Origin of the sequence: Micromonospora sp. NPDC047670, assembly GCF_043204915.1 — a bacterium.
Lineage (GTDB): Bacteria > Actinomycetota > Actinomycetes > Mycobacteriales > Micromonosporaceae > Micromonospora.
Genome location: NZ_JBIDDA010000001.1, coordinates 233,002 through 249,749, shown reverse-complemented (window position 1 = coordinate 249,749; position 16,748 = coordinate 233,002). Strand labels below are relative to the sequence as shown.

Here is a 16,748-nt window from a genome sequence, read left to right as displayed (position 1 = left end):
CACGCGATGCCCGGGCAGGCCACCTGCCCGGGCATCGCCCTTTCCGCCGGCCGCGCCGGCGACGAACGGGCGCGCCGGGTCCGGTGCCGCCGGCGGCGCTCCGGCGTGCCGGCCAGCATCGCGAGGATCAGCGCGATGCGCTGAGCGCCGACCCCGCCCGGCATCCCCGGCCCACCCAACGCCGCGCGAGCCGGGGCCCGCCGAGCAATCCCGGCCACCCGGCCGGGTCGGCGACGGAGCCGGCCGGCACCGGGGTCCTAGGCTGTTCGGCATGACCGAGCAGCGCGGCGGGCCCGTCGACGAGTCCTGTGTCCTCACCGAAGGGCCGTGGACACACCGGTTCGTCGGCGCCAACGGCAGCCGGTTCCACGTCGTCGAGGCGGGCACCGGCCCGATGGTGCTCTTCCTGCACGGCTTCCCGGAGCACTGGTGGGCCTGGCACGAGATGCTGCCGGCGGTCGCCGACGCCGGGTTCCGCGCCGTGGCGGTCGACCTGCGCGGCTACGGCGCCAGCGACAAGCCGCCCCGGGGGTACGACGGCTACACCCTCGCCGCCGACATCGCCGGCCTGATCCGGGCCCTCGGCGAGCGCTCCGCGACCCTGGTCGGCGCCGGCGCCGGCGGCCTGATCGCCTGGACCGTGGCGTCGTTCCACCCGTCCCTGGTCCGCCGGCTGGTGGTGCTCGGCGCCCCGCACCCGCTCCGGCTCCGGGCCGCCATCTTCGCCGACCCACGGGGGCAGTTCGCCGCCTCCACGCCCGCCCTGAAGTTCCAGTTGCCCCGCTACGAGCACGTGCTCACCCGGGACGACGCGGCGGCGGTCGAGGAGATGCTGCGCCGCTGGGGCGGGCCACGCTGGGTCCACGGGCCGGACTTCGAGGCGTACGCCCGGCGGTGCCGGGAGGCGATGCGGATCCCGCAGGCGGCGTTCTGCGCGCTGGAGGGCTACCGCTGGGCGTTCCGCTCCGTGCTCCGCCTGCACGGCTACCGCTTCGTCCGGCTGATGCAGAAGCCGCTGATCACGCCGACCCTCCAGCTGCACGGCGCGCTCGACCAGGTGTCCCTGCCGCGCACCGCACAGGGCTCCGGCCGGTACGTGGTGGCCCCCTACGAGTGGCGGCTCCTGGACGGCGTGGGGCACTTCCCGCACCTGGAGGCCCGCGAGGTGGTGCTCGGCGAGATCCTGCGCTGGGCGAAGTCCTGACTCAGACCCGCTGCTCGCGCAGGTCGGCGACCTCGGCGGCCGGCGCCCAGCCCTGGTAGACGCCGAAGTCGAAGACCTCCAGCCCCATCGCCCGGGCGACGGGCCAGCGCCCGCCGGTGTACTCCACCCGCAGCCAGCCGTCGTGTTCGCCGAGGACGATGAACGGCTGCCCCTGCCAGGTGCAGGTCGTCCGCACGTACGCCAGGTCGTCGACCTCGGTGGCCGGCACCACCCGCACGTGCCGGCCGGGGCGTACCTCCTCGAAGCCCTCGCCCGGCTCGGGCTGGTAGAGCCGGACGTCGTCACCGTCCGGGCTCGCCTGGTACTCCCGTCCGCGCCAGCGGGCCACGTAGCCGTCCCGGATCACCGCTCACCGACCTGTCGCCACAGCAGCGCGTCGGTGTCGAGGATGGCGACCACCCGCTCGGTGCCGTCCGCGCCGATCCGCCACAACTGCGCGCCGTGCGGCAGCCGGGCGCTGTCCACCTTGAACTCCGCCACCACGTCGCTGCTCTCCCCCGGGGCGAAGCCGTTGCCCCGGAACGGCGGACGCTCGATGACCCAGCCCTCCATGGCCCGCATGGCCGCCTCGTTCTGCCCGCCGTACGGGATCCGGTAGAGGCTGGGCCGGTGCGCCGGCCAGCGCAGCACGTAGATCTCCTCGGCGTCCCGGGCGAACGGCGACTCGGGGTGCCCGAGGCCGAGCGCGTCGTACAGCTGGGCCGGGGTGTTCAGGTGGGCCAGCTCGTTCGCCCGGTGCACGAAGCCGGAGACCCGGTCGTAGCCCCGATCCAGGTAGTACGCGAGCTGGCTGGGGGCGACCGCCTTCTGCATCACGATCGGCCGGGCCGGGTCGGGCGCGGCGTAGCGGGGACGGCTGACCGGCTCCTCGACGGGGGGCGGCGGCTCGCTCTCGGCCCCGACGTCGTCGCCGAGCCCCACCTCCGCCGCCCAGTTGGCCAGCGCGACGATCTGCTCGCCGGGCAGCTTCGCCCCGACGGGGCTGCCCGGGTTGACCGCGAACGACCAGGACTCGTCCGGCCAGCGACGGATCAGCTGGACGAACTTGACCTCGATGGTCTCGACCGTCGCGTCGGTGTGCTCCGCGAGCCGCTCCGGCGAGGTGTGCACCACGACGAACGTCTCGCCGTCCAGTTCCTCCGTACGCCAGACGAAGCCGGGCTCACCGGGTCGGCTTCCCGGCGTGGACCCGGCCGCCACCGGCAGCAGCACGCGGGCCAGTAGCAGCGTGGACAGGAACGTGTCGGTGCTGCCGGTCCCGGCGGCGTCGAGCAGGTTCTCCTCGACCTCGTTGGCCGGCTGGAAGTCGACCGGAACCTCGGTCCGGGACGCCGCCCCGCCGTCGGGGTCGGGCCGATGGTCCTCCACCGAGGGCACGCCGGACCCGCCCGCAGCGGTGTCGGCCCGCCCGCCCCACGCCGGCGCCGCGTCCTCCCCCGGCGTCGGTCCGGCCGGGGCTCCGCCGCCGTCGGTCGGCGGCTGCGGCCCGCCGGCCGTTTCCGGCCCGGGCGCGCCGTCGACCTGCCCGGCGGGTGCGAAGTCGACCGGACCGGCGGGCGCCGTGCCGACCGGGTGGACGGACGCGGGATCGACCGGAGTGGCGGGTGCGGGGCCGACCGGGCCGGGTGCCGCGTCGAAGTCGGCGGCGGCGGGACCGGGTGCGGCGGCGGCCGGGCCGGCGGGTGCCGTCTCGGCCGGGCCGAAGGCGGCGGCGGCCGGACCGGGTGCGGCGGCGGCCGGGCCGGCGGGTGCCGTGTCGGGTGTGGTGTCGACCGGGCCCGTGGGGGCCGGGGCCGCCCGGTCGCCGCGCCGCACCGGCTCGAACAGCGACACGGGTTCGGCGGCGGTGCCGTCGGGAGGCCCGGTCAGGTCCCGCGACTCGATGACGGTGCCCTCGATGACGATCGGCGTGAACCCGCGCCGGGGGGCGGGCGGCCCGGAGACCGGCTCCGCGACCGACACCGGCTCCTCCCCCGGGTCGGGCTCGGGCGTGGGCCGGGGGCGCGGGAGGGCCTGGGTGGCGTCCCCGTCCGGCTCCGGCCGGCGCGGGGCGTACGCCGGCATGGCGTCGGGGCCCGGGACGCGCAGGTCCCGGGTGACGTCCTCGGCGGCCACGTCGGGCCGGCGCGACGGCAGCACCTGGGTGCTCTCCCCGACCGGCACCGCGAACGCCCGGGTCGGTTCCCCGTCGGCCGGGGCGACCGGGATCGGCTGGGTCGGGCCCTCCGGCACCGGCTCGGCGAGCGGCCGGCGCCGGGGGAACGGCTGGCCGCCGCGCGCGAGGCGGGAGGGCGGGACGGCCCGTTCGCCGGAGCGCAGCGCCTCCTGCCGCTGCGCCGACGCACGGCCGGACGCCGGCTCGAAGAAGGACCGGTGGTTGGGCCGCTCCGGGGGCTCGCCGGCGGGGCGGCCGTTCGTCGGGACGGGCTGGGCGGGGGGCGTGGGCGGGCGGCCCTCCGCGCGGTCGCCGAGGGACGCGAACCGGGAGTGCGCCGGCCGCTCGACGGCCCCCACGGCGTCGCCGCGCACGGCCTCGCCGGCGGTGGGCTCGCCGTACTGCGGGCCCGGCCGGGTCGACGGGTGCGGGGGTGGGGCGGTCGTGCGGGGCGGCTCCGGCGGCCGGGCCGGCGCCGGCACCCTGCCGGTGGTCGGCGCCGCCATGGGCTCCGGCCGGGCCGGGGCGCCGTTGGCCGGCGCCGCACCGGCCAGGGCGGCGCGTCCCCGGCGGTCGACGGCCGGCCGGGCGCCCGGCCCGTCGGGGGTGTCGTGACCGGTGGCCTGGGCCCGCGCCCGGGCGACCGTCTCCGCCCGTTCCAGCCGCGCCCGCGCGCCCAGGGTGCGGCCGGGCAGCCGGACGTCGCCGCGGGAGAGCTGGGCGACGAACCAGGCCGGCAGGTAGCCCTCGACGGGCAGGCCGGGGTTCACCGCCAGCCACCACTCGTGGTTGGGCCAGCCGGCGGCGAGGTCGGCGTACGTGGTGCGGCGGCTGGAGCCGGCGTTCTCCCCGAGGCACGCCCGCATGGCCGCGGCGGAGGTGAACGCCAGCACGTGGGTGCGACCGCCGGTGGTCCAGGTGCCCCAGCCCATCGGCGCCTTCCCGGCCAGCGCCTCGGCGGAGACCGGCAGCAGCAGCTCCGTCTGGGCCAGGATGCGGAAGTAGAGCTGCTGGTCGTTGGCGCGCAACGCGTCCCGCATCGCCGCCTCGGCGTCGGTGGCCGGCTCCCATTCGGTCACGGCCACCCCTCCTCCCGCGAACAGGCCATAGGCATCGCGTACAACCTACAAGGTAGTAACAAGATCACAATGGCTGGCCGGGCGACGGTCCGCGCCGTCGCGCCGGAGGCGCTAACATCCCGTCCCGGAGTCGACACGATACGGAGGCGGTCGATGTCCCGGTCCCCCGCGCGCCCGCTCCTGGCTGCCCTGACGGCGACTCTGCTGACCGCCGCTCCCGTCGCCCCGGGGGCCGCCGGGGGGTCGGCCCGGGCCGCCGCGGAACCGGTCGCCGCCGGCCGGTCCGGTCCCGCCGCGCTCACCGCGCGGGCGGCCCCCGGCTGCCCGTCACCGCTGGCCCCGGTCCGGCCGGTGCCCGCACCCCCCTGGCCCCAGCAGCGGTACGCGCCGGAGCGGCTGGCGCCGCTGGCCACCGGGGCCGGGGTGACGGTCGCGGTGATCGACTCCGGGGTGGACCGCCGGCACCCGCAACTGGCCGGCCGGGTCCTCGACGGCACCGACCTGCTCGACCCGGGCGGCGACGGCAGCCGGGACTGCGCCGGTCACGGCACCGGCGTGGCGAGCATCATCGCCGCCGGCCCCCGCGACGGCGTGGCGTTCCACGGGCTCGCCCCGGGGGCCCGGATCCTGCCGGTGCGGGTCAGCGAGCAGCAGGTCGTCGAGGGGCGGGAGTCGGGGCGCACGGTCAGCGCCGAGGACTTCGCCCGCGCCATCCGCTGGGCCGTCGACCACGATGCCGACGTGCTCAACCTCTCCGTCGTGCTCTACGCGGACAACCCGGCGGTGCGGGCCGCGATCGGCCACGCGGTCGAGCAGGACGTGGTCGTGGTGGCTGCCGCCGGCAACCTGCACGACAGCGGCGACCCCCGGCCCTACCCGGCCGCGTACGACGGGGTGCTCGGGGTGGGCGCGATCGGGGCGGACGGGGTGCGCGCCACGTTCTCCCAGACCGGCTCGTACGTCGACCTGGTCGCCCCGGGCAGCGACGTGCTGATGGCCGCCCCCGGCCAGGGCCACCACCGGGCCGAGGGGACCAGCTACGCGGCGCCCTTCGTGGCGGCGACGGCCGCGTTGCTGCGGCAGTACCGGCCGGAGCTGACCGCGGCGCAGGTGGCGCAGCGGATCGTGGCCACCGCCGACCCCGCCCCGGGCGGCGGGCGGGGCGGCGGGTACGGCGCGGGGGTGCTGAACCCGTACCGGGCGGTCACCGAGACCGGCGGCGGGGCACCGGAGCGCCCGCGCCCGGCCACCGCGCTCGCCGACGACCGGGCCGATCCGGCGCTGGTCGCGCAGCAGGCCCGCCGCGCGACGGCCCGGGACCGGGCGCTGCTGGTGGCCGGGGTCACCGGGGCGGTCGTGGCGGTGGCGGCGCTCCTGGCGCTGGTCGTGCCGCGCGGCACCCGCCGTCGCTGGCAGCCCGCCGGCCCGCTCTGAGGCGGAGCGCCCCGGACGGACCCGTCGAACGACGATGGTGGCGTCGACCGGTCAGGGTCGGCGCCACCATCGGGCGGGGCTCACTGGAACAGGCCGACGTTCTTCTTCTCCGTGTCGAGATAGTCGGCCGCGGAGTCGTCGACCGCGAGCTTGATGTCGCGCAGCATGGCCTGCAGGTCCTGCGAGGCGGAGCGCCAGCGGGTCTGCCGCTGCTCGTACGCCTGCCGGGCCTCGCCGGACCAGCTCGCGACGAGCGGGGCAGCGTCGCGTTCGAGCTGGCCGAGCTGCGAGTCGAGCGTGTTCAGCGCCCTCTGGATGTCGGCGCTCGCCTGCTGCAACGCGGCGAAGTTGACGACCAGCACACCGTGGTCCATCAGATGTCTCCTCCCCCGAGACCGGGTCAGAGCGGCAGCTGGATGCCGCCGCGGTTGGTGGTGGACACGCGGCTGGCGGCCTCGCTGTCCGAGACGTCGTACTGCTGGCCCGCCGTGCGGATGGCGCCGGCGGTCTCCCGCAGCGCCCGCTGAAGCGTCGCCTGGTCCTGCCCCCACTGCTGCTTGACCTGCTCGAAGGAGCGCCCACCGGCGCCTCGCCAGGCCTGCTGCAACACCTCCAGCTGGGCCATCAGACTGCTCAGCATGGACTGCAGGGACTGGTCGACCTGCTCGAACTTCCCGGCGGTCTGCTGCATCACCGCTGCTTCTGCCTGGGTCTGGGACACCCCGGACGTCACCTCGTCTCCTCGGTCGTGGCTGGCCGTCGGCACGCCCGCTCACCGGGCGCCCCGCTCGCGCCGCCCGGATGTCGAGCACGGCGGGCGCGGGGTCAGCAAAACTCGTCGCTGACGGTAGCCGCCCGGTCGCGGTTCTGCTACCCCGTCGGCATCCCCTGTGGACAACCGCGCTCCCCGTTCGCCCGCGCCCGCCCTTACGATGGGCGGCGTCGATGTCGCACGGAGTGACCGGTCGAGGAGGCGCGGTGACGGTGACGACCACCACGGGCCCGGCCGTGCCCGCGACGCCAGCGGTCGCCGCCGCCGGGCCGGTTCCGCCCGCCCCGGCCGGTCCCGGAACGGGCGCTCCGGGGCCTCGCGCCGCCCCGCCACCACAGTGGATCCCGGCCACCCGGCGGCGGACGGCCGGCGTCCGGGCCGGTCAGGTCGTCGCCGCGCAGGTCGCCGTGGCCGCCCTGGTCGCGGCCGTCGGCCGGGGCGCGCTCGCGACCCTGGCCGCCGTGGCGGTGGCCGCGCTGCTGCTGCCCGCGGCATGGGTGCGGCTGCGGGGGCGCTGGCTCTTCGAGTGGCTGACCACCGGCCTGGGCTACGCGACCCGCCGCCGCGCGCTGCCCCCGGCCACCGGCCCGGCGGCCCTGCTGGACCTGGTCGACCCGGGCGCGGTCGTCCGCCCCGCCGAGCTGGCCGGCACGCCGGCCGCCGTGCTCGACGACGCCGCCGGCGTGGTCGCCCTGTTGGAGGTCGGCGACCCGGCCGACCTGCTCGGCGACGGCCCCCGCGCGCTGCCCTTCCCGGCGTCCCTGCTGTCGGCGGCCGCACCGGACGGGCCGCCGGTGCGGCTCCAGCTCCTGCTGACGGGCGCGCCGGCACCGACGGTCGGCGCGGGCGGCGGCACGGTCGCCACGTCCTACCGGCAGCTCACCGACGGGCGGCTCGCCGGCCTGGAACGGGCCGTTCTCGCCGTGCGGGTGCTCCGTGCCGAGGGCTGGACCGGCGAGGAGCTGCGGCGGGCGCTCTCCGGCGCGGTACGCCGGATCGTGCGCCGCCTCGGCGCGGTGACCGCCCGCCCGCTGGGCGAGCACGCGGCGCTGCGCGTGCTGGCGGAGCTGGCCCACCACGACGACCACCCGGCGCGGGAGTCCTGGCAGGCGGTGCGGGCCGGCGATCTGCTCCAGACCACGTTCCGCCTGCTCCGCTGGCCCGACACAGGCACCGACGCCGGCCGGCGGCTGGCGCCCCGGCTGCTCGCGCTGCCCGCGACGGCGACCACGGTGTCGCTCTGCGCGGGGCCGTGGGCGGGCGCCGACCCCGCGGCGGCGCCGACCGAGTTGGCCGTACGGCTGGCCGCCGCCACCCCGGCGGAGCTCTCGGTCGCCGCCCAGGCCCTGCGCCGGCTGGTCGGCGAGGCGGGCGGCGAGGTGCACCGGCTCGACGGCGCGCAGCTCGTCGGGTTGGCCGCCACGCTGCCGCTCGCGGCGGCGGACGCGCCGGGGCCGGGGCCGGCGCCGGACGGGTTGGAGCTGACCGTCGGCGAGGCGGGCCTGATGGTCGGCACGAACCGGCACGGCGGCGCGGTGACCGTCCGGCTGTTCCGGCCGGAGAGCACGAGGGTGATGCTCGTCGGCGGGGTACGCGCGGCGCAGCTCGTGGCGCTGCGGGCCATGGCGCTCGGCGCCCGGGTGGTGGTGCAGACGGCGCGCCCCCTCAGTTGGGAGCCGTTCGTGCGGGGCGTCGGCACCCCGGGCGCGATGATCCCGCTGCTTCCGCCGGGCCGGCCGGTGGACGGCGGGCCGGGCTCGCCGCTGTGCCCGCTGCTGGTGGTCGTCGACGCCGGCCCGACGCCGGCCGACCCGGAACCGGGTCCCCCGTGGCGGGCCACGCTGCTGGTACGCGACGAGCTGACCCCGGCGGACGCCGACGCGCTGGGGCGGGCCGACCTGGCGGTGCTGCAACCGCTCGACCCGGCCGAGGCCGCCCTGGCCGGCGCCGCGCTGGGCCTCGGCGGCTCGGCGGAGTGGCTGACCCGCATCCGGGACGACATGGTCGCGGTGGTCAACCGGCGGGCGTTGCGCTGGGCGCTGCTCTCGCCCACCCCGATCGAGTCGCAGCTGGTCGGCCGTCCCTCCCGCCGCTGACCGCGCCCTCGGCACGCCCGGCCGCGCCGGCCGGATCAGCCCGTGCCGGCCGGATCAGCCCGCGCCGGCCGGGCCGGTCCCGGGCCCGCCGGGCCAGCCCACGCCGGCCGCGGTCCGCCCGTCTCGCGGGTTCCGCGGGTGGCGGGTCCGTGGCACGATCCCGGCCATGGGTTTCCTCAAGGGGCTGCTGATCCGGCTGGGCAGCACGGCGCTGGCCTTCTGGCTGGCCACGCTGCTCATCCCGGGCATCACGCTGGACTCGGAATCCGCCGTAGAGGCGGTCACCACGCTGCTCCTCGTCGCGGTGATCTTCGGCGTGGTCAACGCGGTGCTCCAACCGATCATCAAGACCGTCGGCTGCGGCTTCTACCTGCTGACCCTCGGGCTGATCGCGCTGGTGGTCAACGGGCTGCTGTTCCTGCTCACGAGCTGGATCGCCGACCAGGCCGGGCTGCCGTTCCACGTCGACAGCTTCTGGCCGGAGGCGGTGCTCGGCGCGCTCTTCGTCGGCATCGTCACCTGGATCCTCGGCGCCGTCCTCGACCGGGACTGACCCGCCGCGCCGTCCGCGGCCGACCAGATTCCGGGAATTGGCTGCCGAGCGGCGCGGGTCGCCGGGCTAGCGTCACCGGGGTGACGACCCTGACCCGCGACGACGGCTCCCTGCTCAGCACCGATCCGGACCGGATCGACCTGGACCGCGTGCACCACTGGCTCTCCACCGACGCGTACTGGGCGATCGGGCGGGACCGGGAGACGGTGGCGCGCGCGTTCGCCGGATCGCTGCCGTTCGGGGTCTACCGCCCCGGTGACGGGCGGCAGGTCGCGGTCGCCCGGGCGGTCACCGACGGGGCCACCTTCGCCTGGCTCTGCGACGTCTACGTCGACCCCGCCGAGCGGGGCCGGGGGCTGGGCACCTGGCTGGCCGGCGCGGTCCGCGACCACCTCGCCGGCCTCGGCGTACGCCGGATCCTGCTGGCCACCTTCGACGCCCACGAGGTGTACGCGAAGGTCGGCTTCGCCCCGATGACGGATCCGCACCGCTGGATGCAACTCGACCAGCGGGACCAGCCCGTGAGCCCGGTCACCGGCAAGGATCAGAGCGGCCAGCCGCCCCTTACGGTGGAGGCGTGACGCCACTCCGCCTCGGCTACCTCTACGGCTTCGGTGCGTACCTGCTCTGGGGCTTCTTCCCGCTCTACCTGAAGCTGCTGCGCCCGGCCGGGCCGATGGAGATCCTGGCCCACCGGATCGTCTGGTCGGTGGCGTTCGTCGCCCTGCTGCTGGCCACGATGCGCAACGTGGGCTTCCTGCGGGCGCTGCTGCGCCGGCCCCGCGCGCTGGCCGGCATCGGCGCGGCCGCCGCGCTCATCGCGGTCAACTGGGGCACCTACATCTACGGCGTCAACTCGGACCGGGTGGTGGAGACGGCCCTCGGCTACTTCATCAACCCGCTGGTGGTGGTGCTGCTGGGCGTCACCGTGCTGCGCGAGCGGCTGCGCCCCGCGCAGTGGGCGGCGCTGGGCATCGGCGGGCTGGCCGTGGCCGTGCTGACCGTCGACTACGGCCGGTTGCCCTACCTGGCGCTGGTGCTGGCGCTCAGCTTCGCCGGTTACGGCCTGGTCAAGAAGCGGCTCGGCCTGCCGGCCGCGGAGGGACTCTTCGTCGAGTCGGCGGTGCTGGCGCTGCCCGCGCTGGCGTACCTGGGTTGGTTGGCCGCCGACGGCGGCGCCACCTTCGGGCACGTCTCGGTCGGGCACACCGCGCTGCTGGTGTCGGCCGGCGCGGCGACCGCGATCCCGCTGTTGCTCTTCGCCGGGGCGGCGAACCGGCTCCCGCTCACCGGGCTCGGCATGCTCCAGTACCTCGCCCCGATCCTCCAACTCGGCTGCGGCGTGCTGATCTTCCACGAGCCGATGCCGCCGGCCCGGCTGGCCGGCTTCGCCCTGGTCTGGGCCGCGCTGATCGTCTTCACCGTCGACGCCGTCCGCAACTCCCGCCGCGCCCGCGCCCGCGCCCGCGCCGCGGTCCCGGCGCCCGCCCCGGCGTAGCGCCGGGCGGCGCGACCGGCGCGCCGGGGCACGGGTGTGCGCGACCCCGGCGAGCCGGGCCGGCCCGACGGCGCGGGTCAGCCGCGCTGGCCGAGCGAGTGCGCGTCCGGGGGCGTCACGGGATCGGGTAGGTGAGCAGCGGGGGCCCGTCGGCTCGGTGCAGGGTGATGCGGACCAGTTCGGCGTCGGTGAAGCGGGTCGCGCCGGTGATCCGCAGGTCGTCGCCGGGAGCGGCGAGCCAGGAGGCGACCTGCTCCGTCGCGCCGTCCCAGCCGTGGGCCACCAGCCGGAAGGCGTACGCCTTGGCGTACCCCGCCCTGGCGTCGTACCCGCAGCGCATCCGCACCTCGGTGCCCCAGTCGGTGCCGGTCAGGGCGATCTCGGCGTGCACCGGCACGGTGCCGGCCACCGGCTCCATGGCGACCATCCGCACCTCCCCCGTGGGCGGGGTGACCGCCTCGCGGGGCAGCAGGGCGGCCGTGCCGACGCCGACGACCAGGGCCAACGCGGCGGCGGCGAGGGCGGTGAGGGCGTACCGGCGACGGACGGCCGACCGCTCGCGGCGGCGGCGCTCGCGGGCGGCGGTGAGCAGCTCGGGCACCCGGGGGTTCTCCGGCGGCGGCACGAACTGCTCCAGGCCCGCCGGGTCGAGCCGGCCGAGCAGGCCGGGCAGGACGGCGATCTCGGCGACCGCCTGGCGGCAGGCGGCGCAGCCGGCGAGGTGCCGTTCGTACGCCGCCCGCTCGGCGGGAGCCAGCGCACCCAGCACGTACGCGCCGTCGTCGTGCGCGAACTCGCACCGGGTCATCCGGTCACCCCCATCTCGGCAAGCACCAACCGTAGTGAGCGCAGGGCGTAGTGCGTCCGCGACTTCACCGTGCCCGGCGGCACGCCCAGCCGGGAGGCCGCCTCCGCCACCGACCGGCCCTGGTAGAAGCACTCCACCAGCACCTCGCGGTGGGTGGGGCTGAGCCGGTTCAGCGCCTCGGCGACGGTCCAGGCCTCCACCGCGCGCTCCGCCTCGTCGACGGTCTCCGAGGGCTCGGGCAGTTCGTCGGTGAAGACCTCGCCGACCCGCGTGGAGCGGCGCCGCCAGGCGTCGATGGCCAGGTTGCGGGCGGTGGTGAAGAGCCAGGCGCGGACCGAGCCGCGCGCCGGGTCGAGCGACCCCGGGTGCCGCCAGGCCCGCAGCAGCGTCTCCTGCACCAGGTCCTCGGCCCGCTGCCGGTCGCCGTTGACGAGGCGCAGGGCGTGCGCGTACAGCGCCTCCGCGTGCTCGTCGTGCAGCGTGCGGAGCAGTTGGGCGTCGTGGTCGCTGATGGCGGTCTCCTCGCTCTCGGGCGCGAGTCCGGCGGTGGCGTTCGCACGGGAATACGCGTGGTCGCCCCGATCGGTTCAGCCGCAGGTCACCCTGGCCTCCCGGCGCAGGTGTTCACGCCCGGTTCACGCCGCCGCCGACGCCCGCTCACCGCGTCCTCCTACCGTCCGGCGGGTACGCACGCCAGCGGCTGTCCGGCGTGCACCGACCCCTCCAGGAGGCTCCTTCCATGAGCGACCGTCCCCGGCTGCTCCCGTTGCTGGGCGCCACCCGCCACGGCAGCCGCGACGCCATGACCTGTCTCTACCGGTGCGGCAACGCCTGCGACCACCCGGTGCCGAACACCTCCGACAACGCGTACTTCGGTGACGTGGTGGGCGCGGAGGTCTCCCGGCGCGGCGTAGTCCGGGCCGGCGCGGTCGGCGCGCTGGTCCTCGGCTTCGGTGGCGCGGCGGCCGGCGCGCTGGCCGCCGCCCCCGCCGCGGCCGCCCCCGCCACTCCCGTGGTCCCCGAGGCCGCCGGCTTCGGCCGTCCGGCCGGCGGCGTCGGCAGCGGCGCCCTGACCTTCAAGCCGGTGCCGCCCAACACCCTGGACAGCCTCGTCGTCCCCAACGGGTACGACCACGCGGTCGTCATCCGCTGGGGCGATCCCGTCGTCCCGGGCGCGCCCGAGTTCGACCTGCACGGTCAGACCGCCGCCGCGCAGGCCAAGCAGTTCGGCTACAACAACGACTTCGTGGGGGTGCTGCCGCTGGACGGTCGCGGCCGGCGGGCGCTGCTCGTGGTCAACCACGAGTACACCAACGAGGACCTGATGTTCCCCGGCTTCACCGGCCAGGACGCCCTGACCGTGGAGCAGCTCCGGATCGCCATGGCCGCGCACGGCATGTCCGTGGTGGAGTTGGAGCGGGTGGACGGCACCGGGCAGTGGCGGCCGGTCGGCAACGGCCGGCGGCCGTACAACCGGCGGATCACCGCGCTCGCCACGAAGTTCGAGCTGACCGGCCCGGCCGCCGGCTCGGACCACCTGAAGACCGCCGCCGACCCGAAGGGTCGTACGGTCGTCGGCACCCTGAACAACTGCGCCGGCGGCGTGACCCCGTGGGGCACCGTGCTCTCCGGCGAGGAGAACTTCAACCAGTACTTCGTCGGCGGCGACGCGGTGGCCGCCGAGCTGAAGCCGAAGCTGGCCCGCTACGGCATCACCACCACCGCCCGCTACCCGAACGGCAGCCGCAAGTGGGAGCGCGCCGACGAGCGGTTCGACCTGGCGAAGCACCCGAACGAGGCGAACCGGTTCGGCTGGATCGTGGAGATCGACCCGTTCGACCCGGAGAGCCGCCCGCGCAAGCACACCGCGCTGGGCCGGTTCAAGCACGAGGGCGCGAACGTCATCGTCGCGAAGAGCGGGCACGTGGTCGCGTACATGGGTGACGACGAGCGCTTCGACTACCTCTACAAGTTCGTCTCCGACAAGAAGTTCATGAAGGGCAACTCCTGGGTCGCCCGCCGGCACAACCTGACCCTGCTGGAGTCGGGCACCCTCTACGTCGCCGAGCTGAAGCAGAGCAGCGCCGGCGAGATCGACGGTTCCGGCAAGCTCCCGTCCGACGGCGCGTTCAACGGCCGGGGCCGCTGGATCAAGCTGGTCAGCGGCAACCGCTCGTACGTCGACGGGATGACCGCCGCCGACGTGCTCACCTTCACCCGGCTGGCGGGCGACAAGGTCGGGGCGACGAAGATGGACCGCCCCGAGGACGTCGAGCCGAGCCTGCTCACCGGCAAGGTGTACGTGGCGCTGACCAACAACACCGACCGGGGCAAGACCGAGAAGCCGGCCGCCGACGAGGCGAACCCGCGCAACCTCAACAAGCACGGCCAGGTGCTGGAGCTCATCGAGGACGGCGGCGACAACTCCGCCGAGACGTTCGCCTGGTCGCTGCCGATCGTCTGCGGCGACCCGGCCGACCCGTCGACCTACTTCTCCGGGTACGACAAGACGAAGGTCTCCCCGATCTCCTGCCCGGACAACGTCGCGTTCGACGCCACCGGCAACCTCTGGATCTCCACCGACGGCAACGCGCTGGGCAGCAACGACGGCCTCTTCGCGACCGCCGTCGAGGGGCCGGAACGGGGTCACCTCAAGCAGTTCCTGACCGTGCCGGTGGGCGCGGAGGCCTGCGGCCCGTTCATCACCGGCGACAACCGCTCGGTCTTCGTGGCGGTGCAGCACCCCGGTGAGATCAGCGGGGCGTCGGTCGAGAAGCCGGCGTCGAACTGGCCGGACGGCGACTACGCCAAGCCCGGCGTGGTGGTGACCTGGCGTCTGGACGGCGGGCCGATCGGCAGCTGACTCCTCCTCGGGCGGTCCGGCGCCGGACCGCCACCGGGGGCCCTCACCCCAACCGGGGTGCGGGCCCCCGGTCGTTTCCGCCCCGGACACCGCCACGCGGCGCGGCCGGGTCAGCTGTCGGCGGCCAGGCAGTCGGCGATCGTCCGGGCGACCGTGAGCAGCTTCGCCCGGACCACCCGGGCCGAGGTCATCATCTCGCCGGCCGGCAGGGCGCAGGCCAGCACCACCCGGCGCTCCATGTCCTTGTCGGGGCTGACCAGCACGGCGGCGCAGGCCACGCCCTGCCGGAACTGGCCCAGCTCCAGCTGCATGCCCCGCCGGTCGCCGGCGGCCAGGTCGGCCTCGAACGCCTCCGGGGTGGTCAGGGTGGCCGAGGTGAACGGGCGCATGCCGTATTCCCGCAGGTAGCGGAAGCGCTGCTCGGCCGTCAGCGTGGCGAGCAGGGCCTTGCCCAGGGCGGTCGCGTGCGCCCCCTCGTCGAACCCGGGCACCATGTCCTCCAGGTACGGCGAGCGGGGCCCCTCGGCGACGGCCGTGACCGCCACCTGGCCGCCCACGAACCGACCCAGGTAGTGGCTGTAGCCGGTGTCCAGGGCGGCCCGGCGCAGGCTCTCGCCGACCGTCGGCGGCCCCCGGAACGCCGTCACCAGCTCGCGGTAGCGGTCGGCCACCTCCAGACCCACGATGTACGTGCCGTCCTCGCGCCGGATCACGTAGCCCTCGTAGGCCAGGGTGCGGACCAGGTGGTAGGTCGTCGCCACGGTCAGCTCACACCGACGGGCGATCTGCTTGACGGTCAGCCCCTTCGGGGCACGACCGACCGACTCGAGCACTCGTAGCGCGCGGGACACGCTCCGGATGAGGTCCGAAGGTTCCGCCAAGGGGTCGCGCACAACCACCTCCGCCGCCGGGGACTTACACCATATGAAAAACAGGCCCGGTGCGAAATGCCCGTTCGGATGGAGGATGCCAGATCATCCCGAACCGTGCGTACCCCTGCCGCCACGATCCGTGACCCGAAACGGGCTCGGGTAGGTTGGCCGAGCTATGACCAGCACCACACTCGACCCCGCTCCGGGCGTCACCCCGCCCCGCCCCGCGCGTGCCGCCGCCGGCGCCGTCGCGGTCACCATCGCGTCCGTCCTGCCGGTCTTCCTGGTCGGCGGGCTCGCCGTGCAGATGGGCGACGACCTCGGCTTCTCCCCCGCCGGGCTCGGCCTGGCCGTCTCCGTCTACTTCGGGGTCGGCGCGCTGGCGTCGGTGCCGTCCGGGCGGCTCGTGGAGCGGTACGGGCCGGCCGTGGTGGCCCGCAGCGCCATCCTGCTCTCCGCCGGGACGATGCTCGCCGTCGCCGCCCTCGCCCGGTCGTACGCCGTGCTGGTCGGGCTGCTGGCGCTCGGCGCCGCCGCCAACGCCCTCGGCCAGCTCGCCAGCAACGCCGCGCTGGCCCGGCACGTGCCGGCGCGGCGGCAGGGGCTGTCGTTCGGGGTGAAGCAGGCCGCCATCCCCGTCTCCACCCTGCTCGCCGGTGCGGCGGTGCCGACGGTCGCGCTGACCGCCGGGTGGCGCTGGGCCTTCGTGGCGGCCGCGGGCGCGGCCCTGGCGGCACTGCCGGCCGTACCCGCACGGGAGCCCCGCCCGGACCGGACGACCACGCCCACCCGGGCCGGGCGCGCCACCGCGGCCCTGCTGGTGGTCGGGGCCGCCGCGATGCTCGCCGCGGCCGCCGCGAACGCGCTGGGCACCTTCGTGGTGGACTCCGCCGTCGACCGGGGACTGACGCCCGGGCTGGCCGGCCTGACCCTGACCCTCGGCAGCGCGGTCTGCGTCGTCGCACGGGTCGGTGCCGGCTGGCTCGCGGACCGGCGCGCCACCGGTCACGTGGCCGTCATCGCCGGCATGCTCGTGCTCGGCGCGGGCGGGCTGGGCCTGCTCGCGGCGGCCGGCTCGGCGCCGCTGGTCCTCGGCGTGGTGCTCGGCTTCGGCCTGGGCTGGGCGTGGCCCGGGCTGATGACCTTCGCGGTGGTCCGGCTGCATCCGCAGGCCCCGGCCGCCGCCACCTCGATCACCCAGACCGGGGTGTACGCGGGCGGCTGCCTCGGCCCGCTGGGGCTCGGCGCGGTGGCCGCCCACGCCGGCTACCCGGCGATGTGGCTGACCGCCGCAGCGGCGATGCTGGCCGCCGCAGCCCTGATGCTCACCGGCAGCCGGCTGCTCACCCGCCGGTGACCGGGCCGGGGCGACCCTCGGCTCGGCACCACGGGC

At 76.3% G+C, this 16,748-nt stretch carries 15 protein-coding genes; 8 read left to right on the top strand and 7 right to left on the bottom strand.

The window, feature by feature from the left end; all coding sequences use genetic code 11:
- Positions 1–271: 271 nt before the first annotated feature.
- Positions 272–1,204 carry an alpha/beta fold hydrolase gene (locus ACGF7U_RS01210; RefSeq protein WP_393102067.1) on the top strand — a complete coding sequence of 311 codons (933 nt, stop codon included), beginning with the start codon at positions 272–274 and terminating at the stop codon, positions 1,202–1,204.
- Position 1,205: 1 nt separating this feature from the next.
- On the opposite strand, the gene ACGF7U_RS01205 is transcribed toward ACGF7U_RS01210, so the two are convergent.
- Positions 1,206–1,571 carry a hypothetical protein gene (locus tag ACGF7U_RS01205; protein ID WP_393102066.1) on the bottom strand — a complete coding sequence of 122 codons (366 nt, stop codon included), beginning with the start codon at positions 1,569–1,571 and terminating at the stop codon, positions 1,206–1,208.
- Positions 1,568–4,459, bottom strand: coding sequence for an SseB family protein (locus ACGF7U_RS01200; protein ID WP_393102065.1), 2,892 nt, complete (start codon positions 4,457–4,459; stop codon positions 1,568–1,570). The genes ACGF7U_RS01205 and ACGF7U_RS01200 overlap by 4 nt, the downstream gene beginning before the upstream one ends.
- A 153-nt stretch (positions 4,460–4,612) precedes the next feature.
- Here ACGF7U_RS01200 and mycP point away from each other — a divergent pair, with 153 nt between their 5' ends.
- A complete protein-coding gene (mycP, locus tag ACGF7U_RS01195; RefSeq protein WP_393102064.1) occupies positions 4,613–5,893 on the top strand; it encodes a type VII secretion-associated serine protease mycosin in 1,281 nt (426 codons plus the stop codon).
- A gap of 80 nt (positions 5,894–5,973) precedes the next feature.
- On the opposite strand, the gene ACGF7U_RS01190 is transcribed toward mycP, so the two are convergent.
- Positions 5,974–6,267 carry a WXG100 family type VII secretion target gene (locus ACGF7U_RS01190; RefSeq protein ID WP_393102063.1) on the bottom strand — a complete coding sequence of 98 codons (294 nt, stop codon included), beginning with the start codon at positions 6,265–6,267 and terminating at the stop codon, positions 5,974–5,976.
- 26 nt (positions 6,268–6,293) lie between these two features.
- Positions 6,294–6,614, bottom strand: coding sequence for a WXG100 family type VII secretion target (locus tag ACGF7U_RS01185; protein WP_393102062.1), 321 nt, complete (start codon positions 6,612–6,614; stop codon positions 6,294–6,296).
- A 287-nt stretch (positions 6,615–6,901) separates the two neighbouring features.
- Here ACGF7U_RS01185 and eccE point away from each other — a divergent pair, with 287 nt between their 5' ends.
- The 4 genes from eccE (at position 6,902) to rarD (ending at position 10,812) form a co-directional block, all read left to right on the top strand.
- A complete protein-coding gene (eccE, locus tag ACGF7U_RS01180; protein ID WP_393102887.1) occupies positions 6,902–8,761 on the top strand; it encodes a type VII secretion protein EccE in 1,860 nt (619 codons plus the stop codon).
- A gap of 166 nt (positions 8,762–8,927) precedes the next feature.
- Complete coding sequence (locus ACGF7U_RS01175) at positions 8,928–9,314, top strand: phage holin family protein (protein WP_393102061.1); 387 nt, start codon at positions 8,928–8,930, stop codon at positions 9,312–9,314.
- An 80-nt stretch (positions 9,315–9,394) separates the two neighbouring features.
- Entirely contained in the window at positions 9,395–9,895 is a 501-nt protein-coding gene (locus tag ACGF7U_RS01170) for a GNAT family N-acetyltransferase (protein WP_393102060.1), read from the top strand.
- A complete protein-coding gene (gene rarD / locus ACGF7U_RS01165) occupies positions 9,892–10,812 on the top strand; it encodes an EamA family transporter RarD (protein ID WP_393102059.1) in 921 nt (306 codons plus the stop codon). The genes ACGF7U_RS01170 and rarD overlap by 4 nt, the downstream gene beginning before the upstream one ends.
- A gap of 115 nt (positions 10,813–10,927) precedes the next feature.
- Here rarD and ACGF7U_RS01160 read toward each other — a convergent pair whose 3' ends face one another.
- On the bottom strand, positions 10,928–11,620 hold the full coding sequence (locus ACGF7U_RS01160; protein WP_393102058.1) for an anti-sigma factor family protein: 693 nt from the start codon (positions 11,618–11,620) through the stop codon (positions 10,928–10,930).
- Positions 11,617–12,111 carry a sigma-70 family RNA polymerase sigma factor gene (locus tag ACGF7U_RS01155; protein WP_393102885.1) on the bottom strand — a complete coding sequence of 165 codons (495 nt, stop codon included), beginning with the start codon at positions 12,109–12,111 and terminating at the stop codon, positions 11,617–11,619. Before ACGF7U_RS01155 ends, ACGF7U_RS01160 begins: the two co-directional genes overlap by 4 nt.
- Positions 12,112–12,359: 248 nt before the next feature.
- On the opposite strand from ACGF7U_RS01155, the gene ACGF7U_RS01150 reads away from it, so the two are divergent.
- Positions 12,360–14,483, top strand: coding sequence for a PhoX family protein (locus ACGF7U_RS01150; protein WP_393102057.1), 2,124 nt, complete (start codon positions 12,360–12,362; stop codon positions 14,481–14,483).
- Between the two features lie 110 nt (positions 14,484–14,593).
- Here the strand turns inward: ACGF7U_RS01150 and ACGF7U_RS01145 are convergent, their stop codons facing one another.
- Positions 14,594–15,376: an IclR family transcriptional regulator gene (locus ACGF7U_RS01145; protein ID WP_393102056.1), complete on the bottom strand. Its 783-nt coding sequence runs from the start codon at positions 15,374–15,376 to the stop codon at positions 14,594–14,596.
- A gap of 154 nt (positions 15,377–15,530) precedes the next feature.
- Between ACGF7U_RS01145 and ACGF7U_RS01140 the strand changes: the two genes are divergently transcribed.
- The gene (locus ACGF7U_RS01140) at positions 15,531–16,712 is read left to right on the top strand and encodes an MFS transporter (protein WP_393102055.1); all 1,182 of its coding nucleotides are present in this window, start codon (positions 15,531–15,533) and stop codon (positions 16,710–16,712) included.
- Positions 16,713–16,748 lie beyond the last annotated feature (36 nt).